The 26,574-nt window shown below is 69.7% G+C and carries 25 protein-coding genes and 1 pseudogene; 22 read left to right on the top strand and 4 right to left on the bottom strand.

The genetic code is table 11. From position 1 onward, the window contains the following. From AB0D66_RS29675 to AB0D66_RS29660, 4 genes are all read left to right on the top strand, one after another. Positions 1-2,183: vitamin B12 dependent-methionine synthase activation domain-containing protein (locus tag AB0D66_RS29675; protein WP_362310065.1), on the top strand; the 2,183-nt coding region annotated here is incomplete at its 5' end. Between the two features lie 112 nt (positions 2,184-2,295). Next, entirely contained in the window at positions 2,296-2,997 is a 702-nt protein-coding gene (locus AB0D66_RS29670) for an HAD family phosphatase (protein WP_362310062.1), read from the top strand. 516 nt (positions 2,998-3,513) lie between these two features. Further along, positions 3,514-5,118, top strand: coding sequence for an ABC transporter substrate-binding protein (locus AB0D66_RS29665; RefSeq protein WP_362310059.1), 1,605 nt, complete (start codon positions 3,514-3,516; stop codon positions 5,116-5,118). Between the two features lie 70 nt (positions 5,119-5,188). Further along, positions 5,189-6,772 (top strand): ABC transporter substrate-binding protein, encoded by a 1,584-nt coding sequence (locus tag AB0D66_RS29660; protein WP_362310057.1) that lies wholly within the window; start codon positions 5,189-5,191, stop codon positions 6,770-6,772. Between the two features lie 74 nt (positions 6,773-6,846). On the opposite strand, the gene AB0D66_RS29655 is transcribed toward AB0D66_RS29660, so the two are convergent. Then, positions 6,847-7,518 carry a response regulator transcription factor gene (locus AB0D66_RS29655; RefSeq protein ID WP_362310054.1) on the bottom strand — a complete coding sequence of 224 codons (672 nt, stop codon included), beginning with the start codon at positions 7,516-7,518 and terminating at the stop codon, positions 6,847-6,849. Positions 7,519-7,582: 64 nt separating this feature from the next. Further along, the gene (locus tag AB0D66_RS29650; protein WP_362310051.1) at positions 7,583-8,497 is read right to left on the bottom strand and encodes a RecB family exonuclease; all 915 of its coding nucleotides are present in this window, start codon (positions 8,495-8,497) and stop codon (positions 7,583-7,585) included. Here AB0D66_RS29650 and AB0D66_RS29645 point away from each other — a divergent pair. The 3 genes from AB0D66_RS29645 to AB0D66_RS29635 all read left to right on the top strand — a co-directional run bounded on the left by AB0D66_RS29645 (position 8,406) and on the right by AB0D66_RS29635 (position 11,580). Continuing rightward, entirely contained in the window at positions 8,406-9,860 is a 1,455-nt protein-coding gene (locus AB0D66_RS29645) for a site-2 protease family protein (protein ID WP_362310048.1), read from the top strand. The genes AB0D66_RS29650 and AB0D66_RS29645 overlap by 92 nt on opposite strands. Positions 9,861-9,878: 18 nt before the next feature. Next, entirely contained in the window at positions 9,879-10,775 is an 897-nt protein-coding gene (locus tag AB0D66_RS29640; protein WP_030016358.1) for a tRNA (adenine-N1)-methyltransferase, read from the top strand. A 286-nt stretch (positions 10,776-11,061) separates the two neighbouring features. Further along, entirely contained in the window at positions 11,062-11,580 is a 519-nt protein-coding gene (locus AB0D66_RS29635; protein ID WP_362310076.1) for a hypothetical protein, read from the top strand. Positions 11,581-11,584: 4 nt separating this feature from the next. On the opposite strand, the gene AB0D66_RS29630 is transcribed toward AB0D66_RS29635, so the two are convergent. After that, positions 11,585-11,905, bottom strand: a complete 321-nt coding sequence (locus AB0D66_RS29630) for a ferredoxin (RefSeq protein WP_362310044.1) — start codon at positions 11,903-11,905, stop codon at positions 11,585-11,587. 264 nt (positions 11,906-12,169) lie between these two features. On the opposite strand from AB0D66_RS29630, the gene arc reads away from it, so the two are divergent. From arc to prcA, 6 genes and pseudogenes are all read left to right on the top strand, one after another. Beyond that, the gene (gene arc / locus AB0D66_RS29625; RefSeq protein ID WP_362310041.1) at positions 12,170-13,936 is read left to right on the top strand and encodes a proteasome ATPase; all 1,767 of its coding nucleotides are present in this window, start codon (positions 12,170-12,172) and stop codon (positions 13,934-13,936) included. 252 nt (positions 13,937-14,188) lie between these two features. Next, a complete protein-coding gene (gene dop / locus AB0D66_RS29620; RefSeq protein ID WP_362310039.1) occupies positions 14,189-15,700 on the top strand; it encodes a depupylase/deamidase Dop in 1,512 nt (503 codons plus the stop codon). Positions 15,701-15,875: 175 nt separating this feature from the next. Continuing rightward, positions 15,876-16,088, top strand: a complete 213-nt coding sequence (locus tag AB0D66_RS29615) for a ubiquitin-like protein Pup (protein WP_030016348.1) — start codon at positions 15,876-15,878, stop codon at positions 16,086-16,088. A 160-nt stretch (positions 16,089-16,248) separates the two neighbouring features. After that, positions 16,249-16,424 (top strand): annotated as a pseudogene (locus AB0D66_RS29610) (endonuclease domain-containing protein); the annotation flags it as partial. Beyond that, positions 16,376-17,215 carry a proteasome subunit beta gene (gene prcB / locus AB0D66_RS29605; RefSeq protein ID WP_150256696.1) on the top strand — a complete coding sequence of 280 codons (840 nt, stop codon included), beginning with the start codon at positions 16,376-16,378 and terminating at the stop codon, positions 17,213-17,215. The pseudogene AB0D66_RS29610 and the gene prcB, both read left to right, overlap by 49 nt. Before the next feature lie 46 nt (positions 17,216-17,261). Next, on the top strand, positions 17,262-18,026 hold the full coding sequence (gene prcA / locus AB0D66_RS29600; protein WP_362310036.1) for a proteasome subunit alpha: 765 nt from the start codon (positions 17,262-17,264) through the stop codon (positions 18,024-18,026). A gap of 63 nt (positions 18,027-18,089) precedes the next feature. Here the strand turns inward: prcA and AB0D66_RS29595 are convergent, their stop codons facing one another. Beyond that, positions 18,090-19,094, bottom strand: a complete 1,005-nt coding sequence (locus AB0D66_RS29595) for a LacI family DNA-binding transcriptional regulator (RefSeq protein ID WP_362310033.1) — start codon at positions 19,092-19,094, stop codon at positions 18,090-18,092. A 155-nt stretch (positions 19,095-19,249) separates the two neighbouring features. On the opposite strand from AB0D66_RS29595, the gene AB0D66_RS29590 reads away from it, so the two are divergent. The 9 genes from AB0D66_RS29590 (at position 19,250) to tatA (ending at position 26,546) form a co-directional block, all read left to right on the top strand. After that, positions 19,250-20,512, top strand: a complete 1,263-nt coding sequence (locus tag AB0D66_RS29590) for an MFS transporter (RefSeq protein ID WP_362310030.1) — start codon at positions 19,250-19,252, stop codon at positions 20,510-20,512. Positions 20,513-20,629: 117 nt separating this feature from the next. Further along, on the top strand, positions 20,630-21,991 hold the full coding sequence (pafA, locus tag AB0D66_RS29585; RefSeq protein ID WP_030655944.1) for a Pup--protein ligase: 1,362 nt from the start codon (positions 20,630-20,632) through the stop codon (positions 21,989-21,991). A 117-nt stretch (positions 21,992-22,108) separates the two neighbouring features. Next, on the top strand, positions 22,109-23,050 hold the full coding sequence (locus AB0D66_RS29580) for an FKBP-type peptidyl-prolyl cis-trans isomerase (RefSeq protein ID WP_362310027.1): 942 nt from the start codon (positions 22,109-22,111) through the stop codon (positions 23,048-23,050). Between the two features lie 31 nt (positions 23,051-23,081). Beyond that, on the top strand, positions 23,082-23,474 hold the full coding sequence (locus AB0D66_RS29575) for an FKBP-type peptidyl-prolyl cis-trans isomerase (RefSeq protein WP_362310024.1): 393 nt from the start codon (positions 23,082-23,084) through the stop codon (positions 23,472-23,474). Positions 23,475-23,600: 126 nt separating this feature from the next. Further along, positions 23,601-24,557, top strand: a complete 957-nt coding sequence (locus AB0D66_RS29570) for a WYL domain-containing protein (RefSeq protein ID WP_069919563.1) — start codon at positions 23,601-23,603, stop codon at positions 24,555-24,557. 43 nt (positions 24,558-24,600) lie between these two features. Next, positions 24,601-25,569 (top strand): WYL domain-containing protein, encoded by a 969-nt coding sequence (locus tag AB0D66_RS29565; protein ID WP_215140786.1) that lies wholly within the window; start codon positions 24,601-24,603, stop codon positions 25,567-25,569. A 15-nt stretch (positions 25,570-25,584) separates the two neighbouring features. Continuing rightward, positions 25,585-25,839 (top strand): hypothetical protein, encoded by a 255-nt coding sequence (locus tag AB0D66_RS29560; RefSeq protein WP_362310019.1) that lies wholly within the window; start codon positions 25,585-25,587, stop codon positions 25,837-25,839. A gap of 26 nt (positions 25,840-25,865) precedes the next feature. Further along, complete coding sequence (locus tag AB0D66_RS29555) at positions 25,866-26,066, top strand: hypothetical protein (RefSeq protein ID WP_362310016.1); 201 nt, start codon at positions 25,866-25,868, stop codon at positions 26,064-26,066. A 183-nt stretch (positions 26,067-26,249) separates the two neighbouring features. Then, positions 26,250-26,546 (top strand): Sec-independent protein translocase subunit TatA, encoded by a 297-nt coding sequence (gene tatA / locus AB0D66_RS29550; protein ID WP_362310012.1) that lies wholly within the window; start codon positions 26,250-26,252, stop codon positions 26,544-26,546. The last annotated feature ends 28 nt before the right edge of the window (positions 26,547-26,574 follow it).

Raw genomic sequence — 26,574 nt, 5'->3', positions numbered from 1 at the left:
TCAACTCGGTGAACTACGAGGACGGTGACGGGCCGCAGTCGCGGTTCGCGTTGGTGACGCGGCTGGCGCAGGAGCACGGTGCGGCGCTGATCGCGCTGACCATCGACGAGGAGGGCCAGGCCCGCACCGTCGAGCACAAGGTCGCGATCGCGGAGCGGCTGATCGGGGACCTCACGGGGAACTGGGGGATCCGGGAGTCGGACATCCTCATCGACACCCTGACCTTCACGATCTGCACCGGCCAGGAGGAATCCCGGGGCGACGGCATCGCGACGATCGAGGCGATCCGGGAGCTGAAGCGGCGCCACCCGGACGTGCAGACCACGCTCGGTCTGTCGAACATCTCCTTCGGTCTGAACCCGGCCGCCCGCGTGCTGCTGAACTCGGTCTTCCTGGACGAGTGCGTCAAGGCGGGTCTGGATTCGGCGATCGTGCACGCGTCGAAGATCCTGCCGATCGCCCGTTTCGACGAGGAGCAGGTCACCACCGCGCTGGATCTGATCTACGACCGACGTGAGGGCGACTACGACCCGCTGCAGAAGCTGATGGCCCTCTTCGAGGGGGTCAACACCCAGTCCTTGAAGGCGGGGCGGGCGGAGGAGCTCCTCGCCCTGCCGCTGGACGAGCGGTTGCAGCGGCGGATCATCGACGGTGAGAAGAACGGCCTGGAGGCCGACCTGGACGAGGCGCTGGCGGCCCGTCCCGCTCTGGAGATCGTCAACGACACGCTGCTGGAGGGCATGAAGGTCGTCGGTGAGCTGTTCGGCTCGGGTCAGATGCAGCTGCCGTTCGTGCTCCAGTCGGCCGAGGTGATGAAGACGGCGGTGGCGTATCTCGAACCGCACATGGAGAAGACGGACGACGAGGGCAAGGGCACCATCGTGCTGGCCACCGTCCGCGGGGACGTGCACGACATCGGCAAGAACCTGGTCGACATCATCCTGACGAACAACGGCTACAACGTGGTCAACATCGGCATCAAGCAGCCGGTCTCCGCGATCTTGGAGGCCGCGCAGGAGCACAAGGCCGATGTGATCGGCATGTCGGGGCTGCTGGTGAAGTCGACGGTGATCATGAAGGAGAACCTGGAGGAGCTCAACCAGCGCAAGCTGGCCGCCGACTACCCGGTCATCCTCGGCGGCGCCGCCCTCACCCGCGCCTACGTCGAACAAGACCTCCACGAGATCTACGAAGGCGAAGTCCGCTACGCCCGCGACGCCTTCGAAGGCCTGCGCCTGATGGACGCCCTCATCGCGGTCAAGCGCGGGGTGCCGGGCGCCAGCCTCCCCGAGCTCAAGCAGCGCCGCGTCCCCAAGCGGGACACGCCCGCCCTCCAGGTGGAGGAGCCGGAGGAGCCCGGCGGCCGCTCGGACGTCTCCGTGGACAACCCGGTCCCCACCCCGCCGTTCTGGGGCACCCGCGTGGTCAAGGGCATCCCGCTCAAGGACTACGCCTCCTGGCTCGACGAGGGCGCCCTGTTCAAGGGCCAGTGGGGCCTCAAGCAGGCCCGCGCCGGCGGCGCCACGTACGAGGAGCTCGTCGAGAGCGAGGGCCGCCCGCGGCTGCGCGGCCTGCTGGAGAAGCTGCACACGGACAACCTCCTCGAGGCGGCCGTCGTCTACGGCTACTTCCCGTGCGTGTCCAAGGGCGAGGACCTGATCATCCTCGATGACCAGGGCAACGAGCGGACCCGCTTCACCTTCCCGCGCCAGCGCCGGGGCCGGCGCCTGTGCCTCGCCGACTTCTTCCGCCCCGAGGAGTCCGGCGAGACCGACGTCGTCGGCCTCCAGGTGGTCACCGTCGGCTCGAAGATCGGCGAGGCCACGGCCAGGCTGTTCGAGTCCGACTCCTACCGCGAGTACCTGGAGCTGCACGGGCTCTCCGTCCAGCTGGCCGAGGCCATGGCCGAGTACTGGCACGCCCGGGTCCGCGCCGAGCTCGGATTCGGCGGAGAGGACCCGGACAAGGTCGAGGACATGTTCGACCTGAAGTACCGCGGTGCCCGCTTCTCCCTCGGCTACGGCGCCTGCCCCGACCTCGAGGACCGCGCGAAGATCGCCGACCTCCTCCAGCCGGAGCGGATCGGGGTGCACCTGTCCGAGGAGTTCCAGCTCCACCCGGAGCAGTCCACCGACGCGATCGTGATCCACCACCCCGAAGCGAAGTATTTCAACGCACGCTGAGGCGGACCGGCGTACACTGGTCGGTCCCATACAGGCCGGTCACCTGTTCCCGAGGGCATGTCCCCGCGGGCGGAGGTGACCGGCCTTCTCGTCCCCTGAGAGAGGCGTGCGCATGACCAGCACCGTTCCCGTCCCCGTGGTCCATACGGCCGACGGGCACGCCCTTCAGGCGGTACTGCTGGACATGGACGGGACCCTCGTCGACACCGAGGGGTTCTGGTGGGAGATCGAGGAAGCGGTCTTCAGGGAGCTCGGACACCGGCTCGAGGAGTCCTGGAGGGACGTGGTCGTCGGCGGGCCCATGAGCCGCAGCGGCGCCTTCCTGATCGAGGCCACCGGTGCCGCCATCAGCCTGGCCGAGCTCAGCGTGCTCCTGAACGAGCGCTTCGAGGCCCGCATCGCCGACCAGGTCCCGCTGATGCCCGGCGCCGAGCGGCTCCTGAGCGAGCTGGCCCGGCACAACGTGCCCACCGCCCTCGTCTCCGCCTCGCACCGGCGCGTCATCGACCGGGTCCTGCTCACCCTCGGCCGGGACCGCTTCACGATGACGGTCGCCGGGGACGAGGTGGCCCGTACCAAGCCGCACCCCGACCCGTACCTGCTCGCCGCCGGCGCCCTGGGCGCGCACCCCTCCCGGTGCGCCGTCATCGAGGACACCGCCACCGGCGTGGCCGCCGCCGAGGCGGCCGGCTGCCGGGTCGTGGCCATCCCCTCGGTCGGCCACATCGACGCGGCCCCCGGCCGGACGATCGTGCGCTCGCTCGAGGAGGTCGACCTGCCGTTCCTGCGGTCCCTCATCAGCCCGCTGAACTGAGCGCGGCACTTCGCCGGGCTGACGCACCGGCACCCCTCGCACACGCTCTGTGCCGAACAGAACGCCGCGGGACCAAGGTCACACGAGAGGATCTTCCGTGGACCGACCCGGAGGCTGAAATTCCATCCCCTCCGGGCCGGTTGTCCCGGGTGACCTTTGTCACCCGTCTAGCCCCCGAGACACCTGTCCGGGGGCTTCCGCGGGTTCCCTTGTGTCCGGATTGATCAGCTCCTGACCGAATCTGCGCGGACCTCCACATAGACAGCCAGTCCGCTCCCATCACCGTGCGATTACGCCCCAAGTCCGGCCAGTTCCAGCCATCCCGTCCCGGGCCACTAGTGTCGAGCCGGGCATCGCGCCGCACCTCGGCCTCCCGGACACACACCCCTGTTCCGGGACGCAGTGGACCGATCGTCATACCACCGGCCCGATCGTTCCGCCCTGAACGGGCGACCGCCGCGAACTGCCCCTTTACGCCGCTTTGACCAAGTGCCGGGTACAGGGAGTTCTTCCAGCATGAACCGCAAGACCATGGTGCTGACGGCCGCGGCCGGACTGCTCACGCCCACGCTCGCCGCTTGCGGCAGCGCCAGCGGGACGGGAGCGGGATCCGGGGCGATCGTCGTCGGGACCACCGACCGGTTCGAGGCCGCCGAGCTCGCCCCCGCCCCGTTCGACCCCGCGTACGCGTACGACGCCGGCGCCTGGAACGTCCTGCGCCAGACCGTGCAGACCCTGATGCACACCCCGCGCGGCGGCGGCCAGCCCGTCCCCGAAGCAGCCTCCGACTGCCGCTTCACCGACGCCGGCAACGAGAGCTACCGCTGCACCCTGCGCCCCGGTCTGAAGTTCGCGAGCGGCGACCCGCTCACCGCCAAGGACGTCAAGTTCTCCATCGACCGCGTCCTCGCCATCAAGGACGAGAACGGTCCGTCCTCGCTGCTCTCCACCCTCGACAGCGTCGAGGCCAAGAGCGCCGACACCGTCGTCTTCCACCTGAAGACCCCGGACGCGACCTTCCCCTACAAGCTCTCCACCCCGGCCACCGGCATCGTCAGCGAGAAGAACTACGACGCCAAGAAGCTCCGCGAGGGCTTCGAGGTCGACGGCTCCGGCCCGTACACGATGAAGGCCGAGGTCAAGGACCACCACCTCGTCCGGGCCGTCTTCAGCAAGAACCCGCACTACAAGGGCGACCTCAAGCTCCAGAACGACAAGGTCGAGCTGCGGGCCTTTGACGACTCCGGCGCCATGGGCAAGGCCCTCACCGACGGCAAGATCCACATGGTATCCCGCACCCTGTCGCCGGCCCAGATCACCGAGTTCGCGGCCAAGCCCCCCAAGGGCGTCAAGCTCGTCCCCATGCCCGGCCTGGAGATCCGCTACCTCGGCTTCAACACCGAGGCCCCGGTCGTCAAGGACAAGGCCGTGCGCCAGGCGCTCGCCGCCGCCGTCGACCGCAACGCCGTCATCTCCAAGGTCTACGGCAAGTCCGCGCAGCCGCTCTACTCGCTGGTCCCCACCACCGTGACCGGCCACGTCAACTCCTTCTTCAGCAAGTACGGCGAGGCCAACACCGCCAAGGCCGCCACCCTGCTGAAGGACGCCGGCATCAAGACCCCGGTCAAGCTGACGCTGCACTACACCAAGGACCACTACGGCGACGGGACGGCCGCCGAGTTCGAGGCCCTCAAGGCCCAGCTGAACTCCACCCAGCTGTTCGACATCACCGTCCAGGGCAGCGACTGGGCCGACTTCCGCCCCGCGCAGAAGAACGGCGACCACGCCGCCTACGGGCTCGGCTGGTTCCCCGACTACCCGGACGCCGACAACTTCCTCGCCCCGTTCCTGGAGCAGGACAACTTCCTGGGCACGCCGTACGCCAACAGCGCGGTGCGCACCAGGCTCATCCCCGAATCCCGGCGCGCCGTCGACCGCAACGTCGCCGTCCCCGCGATCACGGAGATGCAGGACATCGTCGCCGAGGACGTACCCGTCCTGCCCCTGTGGCAGGGCAAGCAGTACGTCGCCGCACGCGACGGGATCACCGGAGTGGAGTGGTCGGTCAACGCCATCTCCGACCTCCAGCTGTGGGAGCTCGGCCGCGGCGTAAGCGGCTGACAACGGCAACGACCGGCAGCGGGTGTCGCGGGCCGGAGCAACGAGACAGTTCGACTGTGAAGGACGTACCGTGAATCGACGTAACCAGTGGCTGGCGGCCCCGCTCGGCGCAGCCACCGCCGCCGCGCTGCTCAGCGGTTGCGGTTCGACCGATGGCTCCAATGCCGGCAGCGGCAAGGGCGTGGTCATGGGCATATCCGACAAGGTGAAGTCCACCGACCCCGCCTCGGGCTACGACCCGGGCTCCTGGCTGCTCTTCAACAACGTCTTCCAGTCGCTGCTGAGCTTCCCCAAGGGCGGCACCACCCCCGAGCCCGACGCCGCCGAGAGCTGCGGTTTCGAGGGCGGCGACAGCAAGCTCTACAAGTGCGTCCTGCGCCCCGGCCTGAAGTTCAGCAACGGCCACGCCCTCACCTCGAAGGACGTCAAGTTCTCCTTCGAGCGCACCCTGAAGATCAACGACGAGAACGGCCCGGCCGTGCTCCTCTCCTCGATCGCCGGCATCGACGCGCCCGACGACCGCACCGTCGTCTTCCGCCTCAAGACCTCCGACGCGACCTTCCCCAGCAAGATCGCCTCCGGCGCCGGCTCCATCGTCGACCACAGCGAGTACCCGGCCGACAAGCTGCGCACGGACAACAAGGCCGTCGGCTCCGGCGTCTACAAGCTGGACTCGTACAGCGACAAGAGCGCGAGCTTCTCCGTCAACGAGAAGTACACCGGCAAGGCCAAGGCCAAGAACACCGGCGTCACCCTGAAGTTCTTCAACGGCGACCAGGCCGGCCTCAAGTCGGTCCTGGAGAGCGGCGACGTGGACTTCGCCTTCCGCGGCCTGGCCGCCAAGGACGTCGCCGCCCTCGCCTCGGTCAAGACCGGCGACAACAAGATCGACGTCGTCCAGGGCGCCGGCGCCGAGGTCGAGCACATGGTCTTCAACGTCAACGACCCCGTCGTCGGCAAGCTGCCCGTGCGCAAGGCCATCGCCTACCTCGTGGACCGCGAGGCGCTCGTCAGGGACGTGTACGCGGGCACCGCCACGCCGCTGTACTCCATCGTCCCGGCCGGCATCGCCGGACACACCACGCCGTTCTTCGACCGCTACGGCGGCAGCCCGCAGCCCGAGAAGGCCAAGGCCGTCCTCAAGGCCGCCGGCATCAACGGCAAGGTGAAGGTCACCCTCTACTCCACCCCGTCCCGCTACGGTCCCTCCACCGACCAGCAGTTCGAGGTCATCGCCAAGCAGCTCAACGACAGCGGCCTGTTCGAGGCCGAGATGAAGTCCGTCGAGTACGAGCAGTACGAGAAGGACATCCACGACGGCAAGTACGGCATCTACGTGAAGGGCTGGGTGCCGGACTACCCGGACGCCGACAACTTCACCCAGCCGTTCTTCGGCCCCGGCAACGTCCTCGGCAACAACTACGACAACAAGGAGATCAGCGGGACGATCCTCCCGTCGACCTCCGCGAAGTCCGACCGCACCGCGGCCAACACGGACTACGACCGGCTCCAGGACATCGTCGCCGACGAGATCCCGATCCTCCCGCTCTGGCAGGGCAAGCAGTACGCCGTCACCCGCCAGAACGTGACGGGCCTCCAGTGGTCCCTCGACGCCTCGACCGTCTTCCGCTTCTGGGAGATCAGCAAGGGCTGACGCGCCCCCGGGCCACGCACGACGGGCCGGCCACCGCACACGCGGTCGCCGGCCCGTTCGCGCAAGCCCTCCGCCTACTGCGCGCCGGGGCGCACCAGCCCGCTCTCGTACGCGTACACCGCCGCCTGGACCCGGTCGCGCAGACCCAGCTTCGTCAGCACGTGCCCCACGTGCGTCTTGACCGTCGTCTCGCTCACGAACAGGTCCGCCGCGATCTCCGCGTTCGACAGCCCCCGCGCCACCAGCTTCAAGACCTCCACCTCGCGCTCGGTCAGCGTCCCCAGCGAGTTCGGCAGGCTCTCCTCACCGGAGGGCAGGTGCCCCGCGTACTTGTCCAGCAGCCGGCGCGTGATGCTCGGCGCGAGCATCGCCTCGCCCGCCGCCACCACCCGGATCGCCTGCACCAGCTCGTTGGCGGGCGCGTCCTTCAGCAGGAAACCACTGGCCCCCGCCCGCAGCGCCTCCACCACGTACTCGTCCAGGTCGAACGTGGTCAGCACCAGCACCTTCGCCGGACCGTCCCGGCCCGGACCGGTGATCTGCCGGGTCGCCTCCACCCCGTCCATCCGCGGCATCCGGATGTCCATCAGCACCACGTCCGGCTGCAGCGCGCGCACCTGGTCCAGCGCCTGCAGACCGTCCCCGGCCTCGCCGACCACCGCCAGGTCCCCCTCGGCCTCCAGGATCATCCGGAAACCGGTACGCAGCAGGGGCTGGTCGTCGACCAGCAGGACGCGGATCGCCACGAGGTCTACCTCTATTCGTCGGACGGCTTCGGCGGACCCCGCCCATTGTGCCCTGAGGGAACGATCAGGAATCCGCCGGGCGGACCTCCGCCCCGGCCTGCTGCGCCGGCACCTCCCGGCGGGAGCCGGGGGAGACCGCCAACGGATAGACCGGGGGAGTCCCCCCGAACTCCGGACACACCGCCCGATGATCACACCAGCCGCACAGCTTCGTCGGCCGCGGCCGCCACTCGCCCGTCTCCGTCGCCTCCCGGATCGCGTCCCACAGCGCGAGCAGCTTGCGCTCCACCCGCTCCAGATCCGCGACCACCGGGTCGTACGTCAGCACGTCCCCACTGCCCAGGTACACCAGCTGCAGCCGACGCGGCACCACCTGCTTCAGCCGCCACACCACCAGCGCGTAGAACTTCATCTGGAACAGGGCGCCCTCCGCGTACTGGGGCCGCGGCGCCTTGCCCGTCTTGTAGTCGACGATCCGCACCTCACCCGTCGGCGCGACATCCACCCGGTCGATGATCCCGCGCAGCCGCAGCCCCGAATCCAGCTCCGTCTCCACGAAGAACTCCCGCTCCACCGGCTCCAGCCGCGTCGGGTCCTCCAGCGTGAACCACCGGTCCACCAGCGCCTCGGCCTCCGTCAGCCACCGCGCGAGCGATGCCCCCTCGTCGCCCTCCGGGAACAGCTCCCCCAGCTCCGGCCTCGCCTCCAGCAGCCGATCCCACTGCCCCGGGATCAGCGCCTTCGCCCGCGGCGCCGTCCGCTCCTGCGCCGGATGGTCGAAAAGCCGCTCCAGCACCGCATGAACCAGCGTCCCGCGGGTAGCCGCCGCACTCGGCTTCTCCGGCAGCTTGTCGATCACCCGGAACCGGTACAGCAGCGGGCACTGCATGAAATCGCTCGCCCGCGAAGGGGAGAGCGAAGCGGGCCGAGCGGCGCCGGGCGCCACCTCGACCGGACCGTCACCGGAGCTCGTCGTCATGCACAAAACCCTACGACCCACCACGGACAGCACGCGCATACCATCGACGCAAAGGCCCCTCGCACTGCATGATCGAGGCATCACACCGCGCCACAGCACGACGCGAGCCGCCCGCAAACACATCCCCGGACCCGCTCCGAGGCCCCCAGAACGAAGGACAGACGTGGCAGACACCGACGAAACCGGCGAGCGCGCTGGACGGCGCTCCGGCCCGGGCGGCGGACTCCTCATGGGCCGCCCCTTCGGCGTACCCGTCTACGTCTCGCCCAGCTGGTTCCTCGTCGCCGCCCTCATCACCTGGGTCTTCGGCGACCAGCTCGACCGCATCCTCCCCGACCTCGGCCCCGTCCGCTACCTCGTCTCCCTCTTCTTCGCGGTCGCCTTCTACGCCTCCGTCCTCGTCCACGAACTGGCCCACACCGTCGCCGCGCTCCGCTTCAAACTCCCCGTGCGCCGCATCCAGCTCCAGTTCTTCGGTGGAGTCTCCGAGATCGAGAAGGAATCCGAGACCCCCGGCCGCGAATTCGTCCTCGCCTTCGTCGGCCCCCTGCTCTCCCTCCTCCTCGCCGGAGCCTTCTACCTCGGCATGAAGGCCGTCGACCCCGCCACCGTCCCCGGCGTGCTCCTCGCCGGCCTGATGATCTCCAACCTGCTCGTCGCCGCCTTCAACCTGCTCCCCGGCCTCCCCCTCGACGGCGGCCGCATGCTCCGCGCCGTCATCTGGGGCATCACCGGCAAACCCATGGCCGGCACCATCGCCGCCGCGTGGGTCGGCCGGGCCCTCGCCGTCGCCGTCCTCCTCGGCCTCCCGCTCCTCACGCACACCGGGATCGTCGGCAACCGCACCGCCGACATCGGCGGCGTCGAGACCGTCATGGACGCCCTGCTCGCCGCCATCCTCGCCGCCATCATCTGGACCGGCGCCGGCAACAGCCTGCGCATGGCCCGCCTGCGCGAACACCTCCCGGGCCTGCGCGCCCGCACCCTCACCCGCCGGGCCATCCCCGTCGAGAGCGCCACCCCCCTCTCCGAGGCCCTGCGCCGCGCCACCGAAGCGGGCGCCCGCGCCCTCGTCGTCGTCGACGGCCACGGCGACCCCACCGCGATCGTCCGCGAGAGCGCCATCGCCTCCGTCCCCGAACACCGCCGCCCCTGGGTCGCCGTCAGCGGCCTCGCCCAAGACCTCACCGACGGCATGAAGGTTTCCGCGGACCTCACCGGCGAAGCACTCCTCGAGCACCTGCGCACCACCCCCGCCACCGAGTACCTCGTCGTCGAACCCACCGGCCACATCTACGGCGTCCTCTCCACCACCGACGTCGAAAGGGCCTTCGTGAAGGCCATGGCGCGGCCCCAGTCCTGAAGCCAATACACTGGTCACATGTCCGAACCGACCGGTGCCGCCCGCCGACGCGGGCCCTTCGAGGTCGGGGACCAGGTACAGCTCACCGACCCCAAGGGCCGCCACTACACGTTCACGCTCGAAGCAGGGAAGAATTTCCACACCCACAAGGGTTCCTTCCCGCACGACGAGCTGATCGGTGCTCCCGAAGGCAGTGTTGTCCGCACCACGGGGAACGTCGCGTACCTCGCGCTGCGCCCCCTGCTCCCCGACTATGTCCTGTCCATGCCCCGCGGCGCCGCCGTGGTCTACCCCAAGGACGCGGGCCAGATCCTGGCCTTCGCCGACATCTTCCCCGGCGCCCGCGTCGTGGAAGCAGGTGTGGGCTCCGGCTCCCTGAGCAGCTTCCTGCTGCGCGCCATCGGCGACCAGGGCATGCTCCACAGCTACGAGCGCCGCGCGGACTTCGCCGAGATCGCCACCGCCAACGTCGAGCGCTACTTCGGCGGCCCGCACCCCGCGTGGCAGCTGACCGTGGGCGACCTCCAGGACAACCTGTCCGACACCGACGTCGACCGCGTCATCCTCGACATGCTCGCCCCCTGGGAGTGCCTCGAGGCCGTCTCCAAGGCACTGGTCCCCGGCGGCATCCTCTGCTGCTACGTGGCCACCACCACCCAGCTGTCCAAGACCGTCGAGTCCATCCGCGAGATCGGCTGCTTCGCCGAGCCGCAGCCGTGGGAATCGATGATCCGCAACTGGCACGTCGAGGGCCTCGCCGTCCGCCCCGACCACCGGATGATCGGCCACACCGGCTTCCTCGTGACCGCCCGCCGCCTCGCGGACGGCGTCGAGCCCCCCATGCGCCGCCGCCGCCCCGCCAAGGGCGCCTACGGCGAGGACTACGACGGCCCCGGCAGCGACCGCTCCGCCTAGCGGACCCGTCGACGCCGGCGCGGCCGGCCCAACACGAAGGCGCTGTGGCGCAGTTCCCCCGACCGTCCGGGAACTGCGCCACAGCGCCTTTTCGTTGTTCCGGGTACCGTCACCGGACCCGCCCGTTCCACCCCAGTGTGAGGTGTGGCACGATGCTGGCTCCCCGTCACCCTTCGCACAGGAGACACCCCGCGTGCTGCACAGCCCCGCAGAGCTGGAGCCGACCCCGGAATCCCTGGCGCACAGCCACGCCAGGCCCGTCCACTGGCTCGCCACGGCCACCGCCATGGCCGCCGTCATAGCCACCGCGGGACTCGTCCAGCCGGCCACCGGCAGCCCGGCCGCCGCCGCGGACCCCGCCCCGAACGGCCCGCAGGCCACCGCCCCCGACGCCGCCGCGGTCACCTACCCGCTCGACTGCAAGGGCGCCCCCCAGGCCGTCACCGCCACCGCCCACGGCGACCTCGACGGCGACGGCCGTCCCGAGACCGTCGCGGCCGTCCGCTGCCAGGCCGGCTCCGGCACCCCGCCCCACGCGATCTACGTGCTCACCCAGGCGGCCCCCGGCGAACAAGCCACCGGGAGCGCCGGAGCCCGGGTCGTCGCCACCCTCGTCGACACCCCGCAGCGCCAGAGCGCCACCGACCTCACCGTCCGCGACGGCATCGTCACCGCCACCCTCCTCGGCTACTCCTCGCCCGAGGTCCCGCGCTACAGCCCCGACGTCAAGAAGCTCGCCAAGTGGCGCTGGACCGGCGGAAAATTCCGCCAGGAGCTGACGGACTCGACCGCCGGGAGTGTTTAGAGCGTCACTCGGCGTCGGGGCCGAACACTTCCACCCTGTCCGAAACACGCCTTACGTGAATGCAGTCCCCCGGGCATTCCTTCGCCGAGTCCACCACGTCCTGGAGCAGCGTCAGCGGGACCGGAGTGCTCGCCCCGGCCTCCTGCAGCAGCTCGTCCTCCGGGCTCTTCACGTACGCCAGACCATCGATGTCCAGCTCGAACACCTCCGGCGCGTACTGCGCGCAGATCCCGTCCCCGGTGCAGAGGTCCTGGTCGATCCAGACCTCCAGCGGCTCCCCGGCCTCGCCGGTGCCGCCCGTCGGAGCCTCCTGCTGCACGGTCATATCTCCTGCCGTTCCCTGCGCTCAGTGATCCATCCCGGTCACTCCTCGCAGCAAGTCGCGCGAGCTCTGACGGGTGTTGAACACTTCGACCTTACAACCGGCCGCTTTCAGATGTTCATGGGTGGGTATTTCCTTGGCGAGAGGGAGTACGCAAGGGTGAAGATCGGACACACCCCTACCGTCTTTGTGATCTAGGGGTTTCAATCACCACCAGCCCAGGTAGGGTCAGGAAGCGTCCAGCTCCCCTTGGAGGAGGTGAGGACCGTGGCAGCCCACGACGACGACATCAACCGCGGCATCCGGCCCGGGCGAGGGTCTGAGGACCCCGCCGGCCAGGTTGCCTATCTCGAGCAGGAAATCGCCGTCCTGCGACGCAAGCTCGCCGACTCTCCGCGTCACACGAGGATTCTCGAAGAGCGGATCATCGAGCTCCAGACGAATCTGGCCGGCGTCTCCGCACAAAACGAACGACTCGCAAACACCCTCCGTGAGGCCCGCGACCAGATCGTGGCCCTCAAAGAGGAAGTCGACCGGCTCGCACAGCCGCCGGCCGGCTTCGGTGTCTTCCTGCAGGCGAACGAGGACGGCACCGTCGACATCTTCACCGGAGGCCGAAAGCTCCGCGTGAACGTCAGCCCCAGCGTCGAGCCGGAAGACCTCCGGCGCGGCCAGGAGGTCATGCTCAACGAAGCGCTCAACGTGGTCGAGGCCATGGAGTACGAGCGGGCCGGGGACATCGTCACCCTCAAGGAGATCCTCGAGGACGGCGAGCGCGCCCTGGTCGTCGGGCACACCGACGAGGAAAGGGTGGTGAGGCTCGCCGAGCCGCTCCTGGACATCACCATCCGCCCCGGCGACGCCCTGCTGCTCGAACCCCGCTCCGGCTACGTCTACGAGGTCGTCCCCAAGAGCGAGGTCGAAGACCTCGTCCTCGAAGAGGTCCCCGACATCGACTACGAGAAGATCGGCGGCCTGGGCGACCAGATCGAGCTGATCCGCGACGCGGTCGAGCTCCCGTACCTCTACCCGGACCTCTTCAAGGAACACGAACTGCGGCCCCCGAAGGGCATCCTGCTCTACGGCCCGCCCGGCTGCGGCAAGACGCTCATCGCCAAGGCCGTCGCCAACTCCCTTGCCAAGAAGGTCGCCGAAGTGACCGGACAGGCAGCCGGGAAGTCCTACTTCCTGAACATCAAGGGACCCGAGCTCCTCAACAAGTACGTCGGCGAGACCGAGCGGCACATCCGCCTCGTCTTCCAGCGTGCCCGCGAGAAGGCCAGCGAGGGCACCCCCGTCATCGTCTTCTTCGACGAGATGGAATCCCTCTTCCGCACCCGCGGATCCGGCGTCAGCTCGGACGTGGAGAACACCATCGTCCCGCAGCTGCTCGCCGAGATCGACGGTGTGGAAGGCCTGGAGAACGTCATCGTCATCGGCGCCTCCAACCGCGAGGACATGATCGACCCGGCCATCCTGCGCCCCGGACGACTCGACGTGAAGATCAAGATCGAGCGCCCGGACGCCGAGGCCGCGAAGGACATCTTCGCCAAGTACCTCAAGGCCTCGCTGCCCCTGCACACGGACGACCTGTCCGAACACCAGGGCTCCACGGCCGGCACCGTCCACAGCATGATCCAGACCGTCGTCGAGCAGATGTACGCCGAAACCGAGGAGAACCGCTTCCTCGAGGTCACGTACGCCAACGGCGACAAGGAAGTCCTCTACTTCAAGGACTTCAACTCGGGCGCGATGATCCAGAACATCGTGGACCGTGCGAAGAAGATGGCCATCAAGGCCTTCCTCGAGCACAACCAGAAGGGCCTGCGCGTCTCCCACCTCCTCCAGGCATGCGTGGACGAGTTCAAGGAGAACGAGGACCTGCCCAACACCACCAACCCGGACGACTGGGCCCGCATCTCCGGAAAGAAGGGCGAGCGGATCGTATTCATCCGCACACTCGTCACCGGAAAGCAGGGCGCCGACACCGGACGCTCCATCGACACGGTGGCAAACACCGGTCAGTACCTCTGATCGAGCGGAGCGGCTGCGGATGCCCTCCCCGGGCATCCGCAGCCGACTGCTTTACCGGCCGATTTTCAGCCGGTGACGAGGCGCATCCAATGACGGAAATGATCTCCCCACGAGCGCGGACTGGTTCTAGGCTCATCCGTACCGCCGGACGCGCAGTGCGGGGACGGGCACCGCACAAGCACACGCAACGGAGCACCAGCGGTACTTGAGCGCCGCTCCCGAAGGGGAACGCCGCCGGGCAAGGAGGGCCGCATGACCGTACGGCGAGTAATGGGGATCGAGACGGAGTACGGGATCTCCGTCCCGGGGCACCCGAACGCCAATGCCATGCTCACCTCGTCCCAGATCGTCAACGCCTACGCGGCGGCGATGCACCGGGCGCGCCGCGCCCGCTGGGACTTCGAGGAAGAGAATCCGCTGCGGGACGCCCGCGGCTTCGACCTCGCCCGCGAGGCCGCCGACACCAGCCAGCTCACCGACGAGGACATCGGCCTCGCCAACGTGATCCTCACGAACGGCGCACGCCTCTACGTCGACCACGCGCACCCCGAGTACAGCTCGCCGGAGATCACCAACCCGCTCGACGCCGTGCTCTGGGACAAGGCCGGCGAACGGATCATGGCCGAGGCCGCCGTCCGGGCCGCCCAGCTCCCCGGCGCGCAGCCGATCCACCTCTACAAGAACAACACCGACAACAAGGGCGCCTCCTACGGCACCCACGAGAACTACCTGATGAAGCGGGAGACCCCCTTCTCGGAGATCGTCCGCCACCTGACCCCGTTCTTCGTCTCCCGCCAGGTCGTGACCGGCGCGGGACGCGTGGGCATCGGCCAGGACGGCCGCGAACACGGCTTCCAGATCAGCCAGCGCGCCGACTACTTCGAGGTCGAGGTCGGCCTGGAGACCACCCTGAAGCGGCCCATCATCAACACCCGGGACGAACCGCACTCGGACGCCGAGAAGTACCGCCGCCTGCACGTGATCATCGGCGACGCGAACCTGTCCGAGATCTCCACGTACCTCAAGCTCGGCACCACGGCGCTGGTCCTGTCCATGATCGAGGACGGGTTCATCAACGTCGACCTCGCGATCGACCAGCCGGTGCGCACCCTGCACCAGGTCTCGCACGACCCCGACCTCAAGCACCTGATCACCCTGCGCAGCGGCCGGACGCTGACCGCCGTACAGCTCCAGATGGAGTACTTCGAGCTGGCCAGGAAGTACGTGGAGGAGCGGTTCGGCTCGGACGTGGACGAGCAGACCGCGGACGTGCTGACCCGCTGGGAGGACGTGCTGGGCCGGCTGGAGACCGACCCGATGAGCCTGTCGGGGGAGCTCGACTGGATCGCCAAACGAGAGATCCTGGAGGGCTACCGGCGCCGGGACGGCCTGGGCTGGGACGCGGCGAGGCTGCACCTGGTGGACCTCCAGTACTCGGACGTACGGCCGGAGAAGGGCCTGTACAACCGCCTGGTGGCCCGCGGCAAGATGCAGCGGCTGGTGACCGAGCAGGACGTGGAGCGGGCCCGGAGCAAGCCGCCGGAGGACACCCGGGCGTACTTCCGCGGCCGGTGCCTGGAGCAGTACGCGGACGACGTGGCCGCGGCCTCCTGGGACTCGGTGATCTTCGACCTGCCGGGGCACGACTCGCTCCAGCGGGTCCCGACGCTGGAGCCCCTGCGGGGCACCCGGGCGCACGTGAAGGAGCTCCTGGACCGGTGCCGTACGGCGGAGGATCTGGTGCGGGTGCTTTCGGGGCGCTGAGCGGGCCTGAAAGGCCTCCGGGCCGGGAATCATGAAGACAGCCGGACGTTGTGAAAGTACGAGGACGAATGTCGGACCCTCCTTGTAGGGTCGGACGTAGGGTCTGATCTTGAGGGATCCCGAATTCCCGGGGTCCCTCGACGTGAGCGTGCGAACCGAGCGGGGTGAGGTAGACATGGCGACCAAGGACACCGGCGGCGGACAGCAGAAGGCGACGCGCTCGACCGAGGAGGTCGAGGAGGCGGCGGTCGAGGAATCGACCGACCTCAAGGAGCGCCAGGAAAAGCTCTCCGACGACGTCGACTCCGTACTTGACGAGATTGACGATGTCCTCGAGGAGAATGCCGAGGATTTCGTGAGGTCCTTCGTTCAAAAGGGTGGCCAGTAAGGCTCTCCAACCTTCGAAATCGAAGGTCAACCGCCGAGGTGGAGTCGTGCCGGGTCGGCGTCGTCGCGTAGACGCCGGGTCGGCACGATCCGCCCGGCGGGCAGGCCGGAGGCCCGCGTTCCCGGGCGTCGTCCGCCGCATCGCCCGCTCCGCCGGGCAGGTGGTTCACGATCATCAGACGGGTAGGGTCCGAGGCGACTGTGCTTCAGCTGTAACGCAGCCTTGGGGCAGTTCAAGGATCGGCCGGACGTCATACGGCGTGCAGCCGCTTACGTGGAAGGAAACCTGTGGAACCCAACACTCGTAGCACAGGGCGTCTACCGGCAGCCTTCCTGACGCCGGGGTCGTCGTCCTTCATGGACTTCCTGGGCGCGCACTCGCCCGAGATGCTGCCCGGCAACCGCAAGCTGCCGGAGGGTGTCGTCGAGGCGCCGCACGGGACGACCATCGTGGCCGCCACCTTCCCCGGCGGGGTCGTCCTCGCCGGTGACCGGCGCGCGACCATGGGGAACATGATCGCGCAGCGGGACATCGAGAAGGTGTTCCCGGCCGACGAGTACTCCGCCGTCGGCATCGCCGGTACGGCCGGCCTGGCCGTGGAGATGGTGAAGCTGTTCCAGCTGGAGCTGGAGCACTTCGAGAAGGTGGAGGGGACGACCCTCTCGCTGGAGGGCAAGGCGAACCGCCTGTCCACCATGATCCGGAGCAATCTGGGCATGGCGATGCAGGGGCTGGCCGTCGTCCCGCTCTTCGCCGGGTACGACGAGGCCAAGGAGAAGGGCCGGATCTTCTCCTACGACGTGACCGGCGGCCGCTCCGAGGAGCACGGCTACGCCGCCACCGGATCGGGATCGATCTTCGCCCGCGGTTCGATGAAGAAGCTCTTCCGCCCCGACCTGACGGAGGAGCAGGCCACCACGCTGGTGGTGCAGGCGCTGTACGACGCCGCCGACGACGACTCGGCGACCGGTGGGCCGGACCTGTACCGCCACATCTATCCGATCGTCACCGTCATCACGGACGAGGGATTCCGCAGGCTGACGGACGAGGAGTCGCAGGAACTCGCCCGTACGGTCACCAACCGCCGTCTCGAGCAGCCCGACGGCCCGCGCGCCGCCCTGCTCTGACCATCCGTCTCCCTGTAGGAGCCCAGAAGAAAGGGACGGACAGCCGGTGTCGACTCCGTTCTATGTGTCACCCCAGCAGGCCATGGCCGACCGGGCGGAATACGCCCGGAAGGGCATCGCCCGCGGCCGCAGCCTCGTCGTGCTGCAGTATGCCGACGGCATCGTGTTCGTCGGCGAGAACCCGTCCCGTGCGCTGCACAAGTTCAGCGAGATCTACGACCGGATCGGCTTCGCGGCCGCCGGCAAGTACAACGAGTACGAGAACCTGCGGATCGGCGGTGTGCGCTACGCGGATCTGCGCGGTTACACCTACGACCGTGACGATGTGACGGCCCGTGGGCTGGCGAACGTGTACGCGCAGACGCTCGGCACGATCTTCTCCAGTGCCGGGGAGAAGCCGTACGAGGTGGAGCTGGTGGTGGCCGAGGTCGGTGCGACCGCGGCCGGGGACCAGATCTACCGGCTTCCGCACGACGGTTCGATCGTGGACGAGCACGGTTCGGTCGCGGTCGGCGGCAACGCGGAGCAGATCAGCACCTTCCTGGATCAGCGGCACCAGGACGGGATGACGCTGTCGGAGGCGCTGAAGCTGGCGGTGCAGGCGCTGTCCAGCCAGGCCAACGGCGCCGACAAGGCGATTCCGGCGGAGCGGCTGGAGGTCGCGGTGCTGGACCGGACGCGTGCGCAGCAGCGGAAGTTCAAGCGGATCCGGGGCCGGCAGTTGGCGCGGCTGCTGGAGGCGGACGTCCCGGCGGCGGCGCAGGCCGATGCCGTGTCGAACGACGAGGCTCCGGAGGACGAGGCGGAGTAGTAGCCGCCGGTTCGTGTGAGGCCCCGGTTCGCCCTGTGTGGGCGGGCCGGGGCTTCGTCGTGTTCAGGGGGCGGCGGTGGGGGCGGGGCCGGAGGAGTCGCGGACGACCAGTTCGACGGGGAGGTCGGGGGCGGTCCAGGGGGTGCCGTCGAGGACGGCGAGGAGGGCGTTCATGCCCTGTTCTCCGACGCGTTCGGCGGGGAGGTGGACGGTGGTGAGTTCGGGGTCGACGGCGGTGGCCAGGGCGAGGTCGTCGAAGCCGGTGACGGAGAGGTCGGTGGGGACGTGCAGGCCGAGGCGGCGGGCGGCCTTGCAGGCGCCGGCGGCGAGGATGTCGTCGTCGCAGACGACGGCGGTGGGCCGGCCCCCGGGGGCCGTGAGGGCCGCCTCCATGGCCCTACGGGCGCCGTCCACGCTGAGCTCGGCCCGTACGGTGCGCAGCTCGGCGTGGGGGCGCAGGCGGGCGCTGAGGGCTTCGGCGCGGATGTCGAAGGTCCAGGAGTCGACGGCGGAGGCGAGGTGGAGGAAACGGCGGTGGCCGTGGGCGAGGAGGTGTTCGGTGACCTGGCGCATGCCGTCGGCCATGGCGAGGTTGACGTGGGCGGCGGCGGTTGTGGCGGTGGGGTCGCTGTCGAGCATGACGAGGGGGAGGCCGTTGCCGCCGAGGGCGTCGAGGGCGTGGGCGGCCATGGAGGAGGCGATGACGCCGTCGAGGGCGGCGCGGGCTGAGGCGAAGGGGTCGCGGGCGGGGCCGGTGCCGTCGGGGGAGGGGTAGAGGACGACGCCGAAGCCGTGTTCGGCGGCGATGCGGGCGGCGCCGGTGTAGACGCGGGCGAAGAATTCGTTGGTGAGGGCGGGGACGACGAGGAGTGCGGTGCGGGTGGTGCCGAGGCGGAGGTTGCGGGCGGCGAGGTTGGGGCGGTAGCCGACGCGGGCGGCCGTCTCGCGGACGTGGTCGGCGGTGCGCGGGGAGACGCGGCCGCGCCACTTCTCGCCGAGGACGAGGGAGACGGTGGCTTGGGAGACCCCTGCGGCGCTGGCGACGTCCCGGCTGGTGGGTCTCGTCACACGGGCTCCTGGAGTGCGGGGTCGGCGGGGGCGGCGGGGTGGTCGCGGGTTTGGCTGGGTGGACCCGCGAGCTGTGGCCATGGTACGTATGACGAGTTAGGTTATACGTATTACTTGGTTATTCCCCGGCTCGATCCGGGCAGAAGGGGGCGCTCATGGCCGCGGGATACGCGGAGCTGCTCAGGACCCGGCATGCCGCGAGGCTGCTGGTGGGCACGCTCATAGGCCGGCTGCCGAATGCCACGGCGCCGATCGCGATCGTGCTGTTCACGCGGGCCGAGGGCGGCAGCTACAGCCTGGCGGGGGCGCTGGCCGCCGCGTACGGGGTGGCGAACGCCGTGGGCCAGCCGCTGCTCGGGCGGGCGGTGGACCTGTACGGTCAGCCGCGCGTCCAGCTGCCGGCCGCGCTGCTGTCGGCGCTGGGCATGGTGTGGCTGGCCGCGGCGGGTACCGCGCCGGTGGCGGCCGCGTACGCCGCGGTGGTCGTCGCGGGGCTGTTCACGCCGCCGCTGGAGGGCGGGCTGCGGGCGCTGTGGCCGGGGGTGCTGGGCGGCAAGGAGGAGCGGGTGCACGCCGCGTACGCGATGGACGCGGTGGCCCAGGAGGTCATGTTCACGGTCGGACCGCTGCTCGTGACGCTCTTCGTGTCGGTGTGGTCGCCGGCGGTGGCGCTGCTCGCGCTGAACGCGATCGGGGTGCTGGGCGCGCTGTCGGTGGTGGTGAGCGAGCCCTCGCGCACCTGGCGTTCGGCGCCGCGCGAGGCGCACTGGCTGGGGGCGCTGCGCTCGCGGGGCCTGCTGGCCCTGCTGGGTGCGTTCTTCTTCGTGGGGACGGCTCTGGGGTCGATCACCGTGGCGGGTGTGGCGTACGCGGACGATCACGGGGACCAGGCGGTGTACGGGTGGCTGATGGCCGCACTGGGGCTGGGTGCGCTGATCGGCGGTGTGTTCTACGGGTCCCGCGAGTGGGCGGGTGCGCCGGAGCGGCGGCTGCGGATGCTGGTGGCGCTGCTGGCGGTGTGCTACCTGCCGCTGGTGCTGACGCCGGGGCCGGTGGCGATGACGCTGCTGGCGGCGCTGGCGGGGGTGTTCCTGGCGCCGGCGCTGGCGTGCGCGTTCATCGTGGTGGACCGGCACGCGCCGGCGGGGACGGTGACGGAGGCGTTCTCGTGGCTGGTGACGTTCTTCGGCGTGGGGGCGGCGATCGGCACGGCGGCGGCGGGGCCGGCGGTGGAGCTGGGCGGTACGGCGGCGGGGTTCGGTGTGGCGGGCGTGGCGGGTTTCGCGGCGCTGCTGGTGCTGATGGCCACTCAGCGGGTGCTGGCAACTGCGGGCCCGGGCCGGGCGGTGGCCGGGTCGGCTGAGGGGGCGTCGGAAGGGGCCGTCGAGGCGGGGTCCGGGGTGCGCGCGCAGGGCTGATCGGGGGCCGGGCGGGGGGCCGGACGGCCGGGTGTGGCGGGGCCGTCGGCGGAAACTGATCGAAATGGCGCTCTCGAACCCGGTTTCAGAAGAGGGCAGAAGGCGTAATGTTCAGTCATGGACCGCCGCATTTTCGGGCTGGAGAACGAGTACGGCGTCACGTGCACGTTCAGGGGACAGCGCCGACTGTCTCCTGACGAAGTGGCGCGCTACCTCTTCCGCCGTGTTGTGTCATGGGGCCGCAGCAGCAATGTCTTCCTGCGGAACGGCGCCCGTCTGTACCTTGACGTGGGTTCGCATCCGGAATATGCAACTCCCGAATGCGACAACGTGACCGAACTGGTCACGCACGACAAGGCGGGCGAGCGCATTCTCGAAGGACTGCTCGTCGACGCCGAACGCCGCCTGCACGAGGAGGGAATCGCGGGCGACGTCTATCTCTTCAAGAACAACACCGACTCGGCGGGCAACTCGTACGGCTGCCACGAGAACTACCTGGTGGCCCGGCACGGGGAATTCTCCCGCCTGGCGGACATTCTCATTCCCTTCCTCGTCACGCGGCAGCTGATCTGCGGTGCGGGCAAGGTGCTCCAGACCCCTCGGGGCGCGGTCTACTGCGTGAGCCAGCGGGCCGAGCACATCTGGGAGGGCGTCAGCTCCGCGACGACCCGTTCGCGGCCGATCATCAACACCAGGGACGAGCCGCACGCGGATGCCGAGCGCTACCGCAGGCTGCACGTGATCGTGGGCGACTCGAACATGTCCGAGACGACCATGCTGCTCAAGGTCGGGGCCACCGACCTGGTGCTGCGCATGATCGAGGCGGGCACGGTGATGCGGGACCTGACCCTGGAGAACCCGATCCGGGCGATCCGCGAGGTCAGCCACGACATCACCGGTCAGCGCAAGGTGCGCCTGGCGAGCGGCCGGGAGGCCTCGGCGCTGGAGATCCAGCGGGAGTACTACGACAAGGCGGTGGACTTCGCCGAGCGGCGGGGCATCCGTACCGGCGTGGTGGACCAGGTGCTGGAGCTGTGGGGCCGGACGCTCGACGCGATCGAGGCGGAGGACCTGGACCGGATCGGGACCGAGATCGACTGGGTCATGAAGTACCAGCTGATCGAGCGGTACCGGGGCAAGCACAACATGACCATGTCGAATCCGCGGGTGGCCCAGATAGACCTCGCGTACCACGACATCCACCGCCGGCGCGGGCTGTACTACCTGCTGGAGCGCAAGGGGCAGGCGGCGCGGATCTGCAACGACCTGAAGATCTTCGAGGGCAAGTCGGTGCCCCCGCAGACGACGCGGGCGCGGCTGCGCGGTGACTTCATCCGCCGGGCGCAGGAGCAGCGGCGGGACTTCACGGTGGACTGGGTCCATCTGAAGCTGAACGACCAGGCGCAGCGGACGGTGCTGTGCAAGGACCCGTTCCGGTCGGTGGACGACCGGGTGGAGAAGCTGATCGCCGGCATGTAAGTGCGTGGTGTGACATAGCACCGATCTTGGGCAGGGCCCCGTGCGGTCTCGTACGGGGCCCTGCTCACGGCTTAGAGTGGCGGGCGACCGCCTTGCCGTCTGAGATCTGAGGAACACGTGCGCCGACTTGCCGGCCTGCTTGTCGTACCCCTGCTGCTGCTGTCGACAGCGGCGTGTGGCGACGACAGCGGCTCCGACTCCGCCCAGATGAAGAACGGGGTGCCCGCGATCACCAAGGGCGCCAAGTTCGGGGAGACGCCCACCCTGTCGCAGGGCAAGGGCGAGCCGCCCAAGGACCTGAAGGTGGAGACCGTCAGCGAGGGCGACGGCCCGGCGCTGAAGAAGGGCGACATCGCCCAGGTCAACTACCTCGGCCAGGTGTGGGACGGCAAGGAGCCGTTCGACGCCAGCTTCGGCAAGGGCAAGCCGTTCGACGTGACCATCGGCGCGGGCATGGTCATCAAGGGCTGGGACCAGGGCCTCGAGGGCCAGAAGGTCGGCAGCCGCGTCGAGCTGGTCATCCCGCCGGCGCTGGGTTACGGCGAGCAGGGCTCGGGCGACAAGATCAAGCCGAACGCCACGCTGGTCTTCGTCGTGGACATCGTCAAGGGCACCTCCGTCCCGGCCTCGGCCACGGGCAAGGAGGTCGCCCAGGACAACAAGGACCTGCCCAAGGTCGGCACGAACACGGACGGCAAGGAAGTTGCCGTGACCGTCCCGAAGGACACCGCCGAGCCCGGCAAGCTGGTCTCGAACTACGTCCTCGAGGGCGACGGCGCCGTGGTGAAGGACACCGACAACGTCGTCGTCAAGTTCAACGGGAAGACGTGGAAGGACGACAAGACCTTCGAGAGCACGTACACCAGCGACACGACGGTCACCTGGCCGATGGAGCAGCTGTCGGTCAAGGGCCTGAAGGAGGGCCTCCTCGGCAAGAAGGTCGGCAGCCGCATCCTGCTGGTCATCCCGCCGGACCTGGCCTTCGGCGACAAGGAGCAGGGCACCATCCCGGCCAAGTCGACGCTGGTGTTCAGCCTCGACATCCTCGCCGTGATGTAAGACTGTTCCGGTTGGGCCCCCGTTCGTACGTATGAGGAGCAGTTCCGTGAGCGACAAGCTCGAGAAGCCCGAGATCGACTTCTACGAGGGCGGCGTTCCGGCCGACCTGGTGATCAAGGAGATCTGGGAGGGCGACGGCGCCGAGGCCAAGGCCGGTGACTTCGTCAAGGTCCACTACGTGGGTGTGGCCCTCTCCACCGGCGAGGAGTTCGACGCCTCCTGGAACCGCGGTGCACCGCTGGACTTCAAGCTGGGCGCCGGCCAGGTCATCGAGGGCTGGGACCGTGGCATCCAGGGCATGAAGGTCGGCGGCCGCCGCCAGCTCGTCATCCCCGCGCACCTCGCCTACGGCGACCGCGGCGCGGGCGGCGCGATCGCCCCGGGCGAGACGCTGATCTTCGTCTGCGACCTGGTCGCCGTCTGATCCGCGAGGACGCGCAAGCCGAGGGCCCCCGCCGTGAGGCGGGGGCCCTCGCTTTTGTCCGGGACCGCCGGGACGGTACGGTCAGCGCTCACGAGTGTGTGTGTCGAGAACGGGGGAACGGCGTCGATGGCGATTGCCAAGGCCGAGCGGCTGATGAACCTGGCGCTGTGCCTGCTGGGTACCCGACGGCCGCTGAGCAAGCGGGAGTTGCGCGGTTCCATCGAGGCCTACATGGAGGCCGGCAACGACGAGTCGTTCAACCGCATGTTCGAGCGGGACAAGGACGACCTGCGCGAACTCGGCCTGGTCATCGAGACGGTGGAGAACCTGGAGGGCGAGACCGGATACCTCGCCCGCCGGGACAGCAACCGGCTGCCTCCCGTCTCCCTGGACGCCGAGGAGGCCGCGGCCCTGGGCCTCGCGGCGAAGGTCTGGCAGCAGGCCCGCCTCGCCGGGGCCGCCAGCGGCGCCCTGCAGAAGCTGCGGGCCGGCGGGATGCCGGAGGCGGGCGACCCGTACGAGGGGCAGCACAGCGCCATCGAGCCGCGCATCCCGGTCCACGAGGCGGCCTTCGAGCCGCTGATGCTGGCCTGCCGCGACCGCCGGCCGGTCGTCTTCGACTACCGCAAGTCCACCGCCGCCACACCCGGGACCCGGCAGGTGGAGCCCTGGGCGCTGGAGTGCTGGCGCGGCCACTGGTACCTGGCCGGATTCGACCGCGACCGAGGGGCGGAGCGGGTGTTCCGGCTCTCCCGGATCACCGGCAAGGTGCGCTCCCGCGCCGGCAGGTACACCGCCGAGGTGCCGGACGTGGTGACCGTGCGGGAGACCGTGGCGAGCTGGGCCGGGGAGAGCGCGGAACGCTCCGCGCTGATCCGGCTGCGCGCCGGGGCGGGCTACCCGCTGCGCGCCAAGGCCACCGCCGTGCGCGAGGGCGGGGACGGCTGGGACGAGCTGGAGATCCCCTACGGGCACGGGCTGGACGCCTGGCTCGTGGAGTTCGGCCCGGACGTGGTGGTCGTGGAGCCCGCCGACCTGCGGGCGGACGTGGTGGACCGGCTGCGCGCCGTCGCCCAGGGCTGACCCGAACACCTGTAGCTACGCCCTGAGGGGGAGACGTACCAGCATGGCTGCCAACGCCATCGACCAGACCCGCCGGATGCTGTCCCTGGTGACGTACCTGCGCGAGCGCCCGGGCGCGCACGTCGCCGACGTCGCGCGTGCCTTCGGGATCACCGAGGACGAGCTGATCTCGGACCTCGACGTGCTGCCCATGTGCGGGACCAGCTTCCGCGGCGGGGACCTGCTCGACATCGACACCGACGGGGAGCGCATCTGGTGGCGCAATCCCGACGCCTCGGGGGAGTCCACCGCCGAGCCGCTGCGGCTGGCCGCCGACGAGGCGACCGCGCTGCTGGTCGCCGCCCGCGCGGTGGCCACCCTGCCCGGGCTGCGCGAGGGCGACCGGGACGCGCTGCTGCGGGCCACCGCCAAGCTGGAGGCCGCGGCGGGCGAGGCCGCCGGGGCCAGCTCCCGGCTGTCGGTGACCTTCGAATCGGAGGGCGGGGTCTTCGCGGACGTCGACCGGGCGATCGCCGAGCGGCGCCGGCTGTGGCTGCGGTACTACTCGCCGGCCCGCGACGAGCTCACCGAGCGCAAGGTCGACCCGATCCGGCTCTTCGCCGTCGGGCACACCTACATGGAGGGCTGGTGCCACCTCTCCGAGGCCCGGCGCACCTTCCGCCTCGACCGGGTCGCCGAGATCCGGCTGCTGGACGAGCGGGCCGAGCCGCCCGCCATCGAGCCGCGGGACCTGTCCGAGGGGCTGGTGCAGCCGGCCGCCGAGGACCCGGAGGTGGTCGTCGAGGTCGGGCCCGGCGGGCGCTGGGTGGCGGAGTACTACCCGCACGACAGCGCGGAGGAACTGGCCGGGGGCGGCCTGCGGATCACGCTGCGCAGCCCCGATCCGGCCTCGCTGCGCAGGCTCGCGCTGCGGCTGGGCCGCGAGGGGCGGATCGTGGCCCCCGTGGAGCTGGCGGACAGCGCGCGCAGCGCGGCCCGGGAAGCACTCGCGGGGTACGGCGAGCAGGTCTGAGGGGAGCAGCGGTCGATGTCGCCTGTGTCGGGTACGTCAGTTTCTTCGGCTTCAACGGGGTGCGTGGCCTTCAAGGCGGCGTGTCCCGACTGCCGGGCCCGCTTCGAGCTGGACGCGGCGGCCCTGCGGCTGGTCATCGGCGGCAGCCGGCGGACCACCTTCTACTCCTTCACCTGCCCGCAGTGCGGTGCGTCCGTCCGCAAGCCCGCGGGCGAGCGCATCGTGGAACTGCTGACCGGCGGAGGCGTGAGCACCCTGCGGAGCGTCTGAGCCGCCCGGTGGCCTAGGCTCGTCCCATGCTGTGGCCGATGTTCGCAATTGCCCTGGGCTTCCTCGGGATCGCCGTCCTCGCCGTGCCCGCGGTACGGGTCTTCGTGGAGGTCCGCAGACTCTCCGGGCAGGTCGCGGCGGCCAGCCGCCGGATCGCGGACGCGACGGAGGACCTCGAGCGGGCCGCGGCCGATCTTGCCCGGGCGGGCCGTGGAGTGCGGCCGTGAAGCGGGACGAACCGGTGTGAACGGGGCGTGAACTCGGGTCCCGCGTGCAAGCGGGGATACCCCGGGGGATTGCCGGGCGTTAACCCCCGGGGGTTACGATCCTTGCCTGAGCGGTTACCGGATCCGTGTCCGAGCCGTCCACAGCCACCACAACCAGCCGTTTCGGTGAGAAGGAAGACACACATGATCGGCAATCTGAAGCCCCTTGAGATCCTTCTGATCATCGCTGTCATCGTGCTGCTGTTCGGCGCCAAGAAGCTCCCCGAGATGGCCCGTTCCCTCGGCAAGTCGGCCCGTATCCTCAAGAGCGAGGCCAAGGCCATGAAGAAGGACGGCGAGGCGGAGGACGCGGCCGCCGCGGCCCCGGCCGCCGACCAGGCCCCGCAGCAGCCCGTCGCCCCGCGCACCATCCAGGCGGCGCCCGGTGACGTCACCAGCTCCCGGCCCGTCAACGAGCCGAACCGCACCACCCAGGGCTGACCCAAGCCGGACACGCCAGTCATCTGCA

It is taken from the genome of Streptomyces sp. NPDC048270 (assembly GCF_040652335.1).
Lineage (GTDB): Bacteria > Actinomycetota > Actinomycetes > Streptomycetales > Streptomycetaceae > Streptomyces.
The sequence above is the reverse complement of the archived record's forward strand: the minus strand, read 5'-3'. Positions and strand labels throughout refer to the sequence as shown.

Excerpts from the sequence above, each read along its gene's own strand:
- AB0D66_RS29560 (WP_362310019.1), top strand. The coding sequence starts at position 25,585 with ATGTCGCCTGTGTCGGGTACGTCAGTTTCTTCGGCTTCAACGGGGTGC.
- AB0D66_RS29630 (WP_362310044.1), bottom strand. The coding sequence starts at position 11,905 with ATGACCGTGCAGCAGGAGGCTCCGACGGGCGGCACCGGCGAGGCCGGG.
- AB0D66_RS29640 (WP_030016358.1), top strand. The coding sequence starts at position 9,879 with ATGTCCGAACCGACCGGTGCCGCCCGCCGACGCGGGCCCTTCGAGGTC.
- pafA (WP_030655944.1), top strand. The coding sequence starts at position 20,630 with ATGGACCGCCGCATTTTCGGGCTGGAGAACGAGTACGGCGTCACGTGC.
- AB0D66_RS29555 (WP_362310016.1), top strand. The coding sequence starts at position 25,866 with ATGCTGTGGCCGATGTTCGCAATTGCCCTGGGCTTCCTCGGGATCGCC.
- AB0D66_RS29570 (WP_069919563.1), top strand. The coding sequence starts at position 23,601 with ATGGCGATTGCCAAGGCCGAGCGGCTGATGAACCTGGCGCTGTGCCTG.
- AB0D66_RS29575 (WP_362310024.1), top strand. The coding sequence starts at position 23,082 with ATGAGGAGCAGTTCCGTGAGCGACAAGCTCGAGAAGCCCGAGATCGAC.
- AB0D66_RS29590 (WP_362310030.1), top strand. The coding sequence starts at position 19,250 with ATGGCCGCGGGATACGCGGAGCTGCTCAGGACCCGGCATGCCGCGAGG.
- AB0D66_RS29645 (WP_362310048.1), top strand. The coding sequence starts at position 8,406 with ATGAAATCGCTCGCCCGCGAAGGGGAGAGCGAAGCGGGCCGAGCGGCG.
- AB0D66_RS29670 (WP_362310062.1), top strand. The coding sequence starts at position 2,296 with ATGACCAGCACCGTTCCCGTCCCCGTGGTCCATACGGCCGACGGGCAC.
- AB0D66_RS29650 (WP_362310051.1), bottom strand. The coding sequence starts at position 8,497 with ATGACGACGAGCTCCGGTGACGGTCCGGTCGAGGTGGCGCCCGGCGCC.
- tatA (WP_362310012.1), top strand. The coding sequence starts at position 26,250 with ATGATCGGCAATCTGAAGCCCCTTGAGATCCTTCTGATCATCGCTGTC.
- AB0D66_RS29565 (WP_215140786.1), top strand. The coding sequence starts at position 24,601 with ATGGCTGCCAACGCCATCGACCAGACCCGCCGGATGCTGTCCCTGGTG.
- AB0D66_RS29665 (WP_362310059.1), top strand. The coding sequence starts at position 3,514 with ATGAACCGCAAGACCATGGTGCTGACGGCCGCGGCCGGACTGCTCACG.
- AB0D66_RS29635 (WP_362310076.1), top strand. The coding sequence starts at position 11,062 with ATGGCCGCCGTCATAGCCACCGCGGGACTCGTCCAGCCGGCCACCGGC.
- dop (WP_362310039.1), top strand. The coding sequence starts at position 14,189 with ATGACCGTACGGCGAGTAATGGGGATCGAGACGGAGTACGGGATCTCC.
- AB0D66_RS29615 (WP_030016348.1), top strand. The coding sequence starts at position 15,876 with ATGGCGACCAAGGACACCGGCGGCGGACAGCAGAAGGCGACGCGCTCG.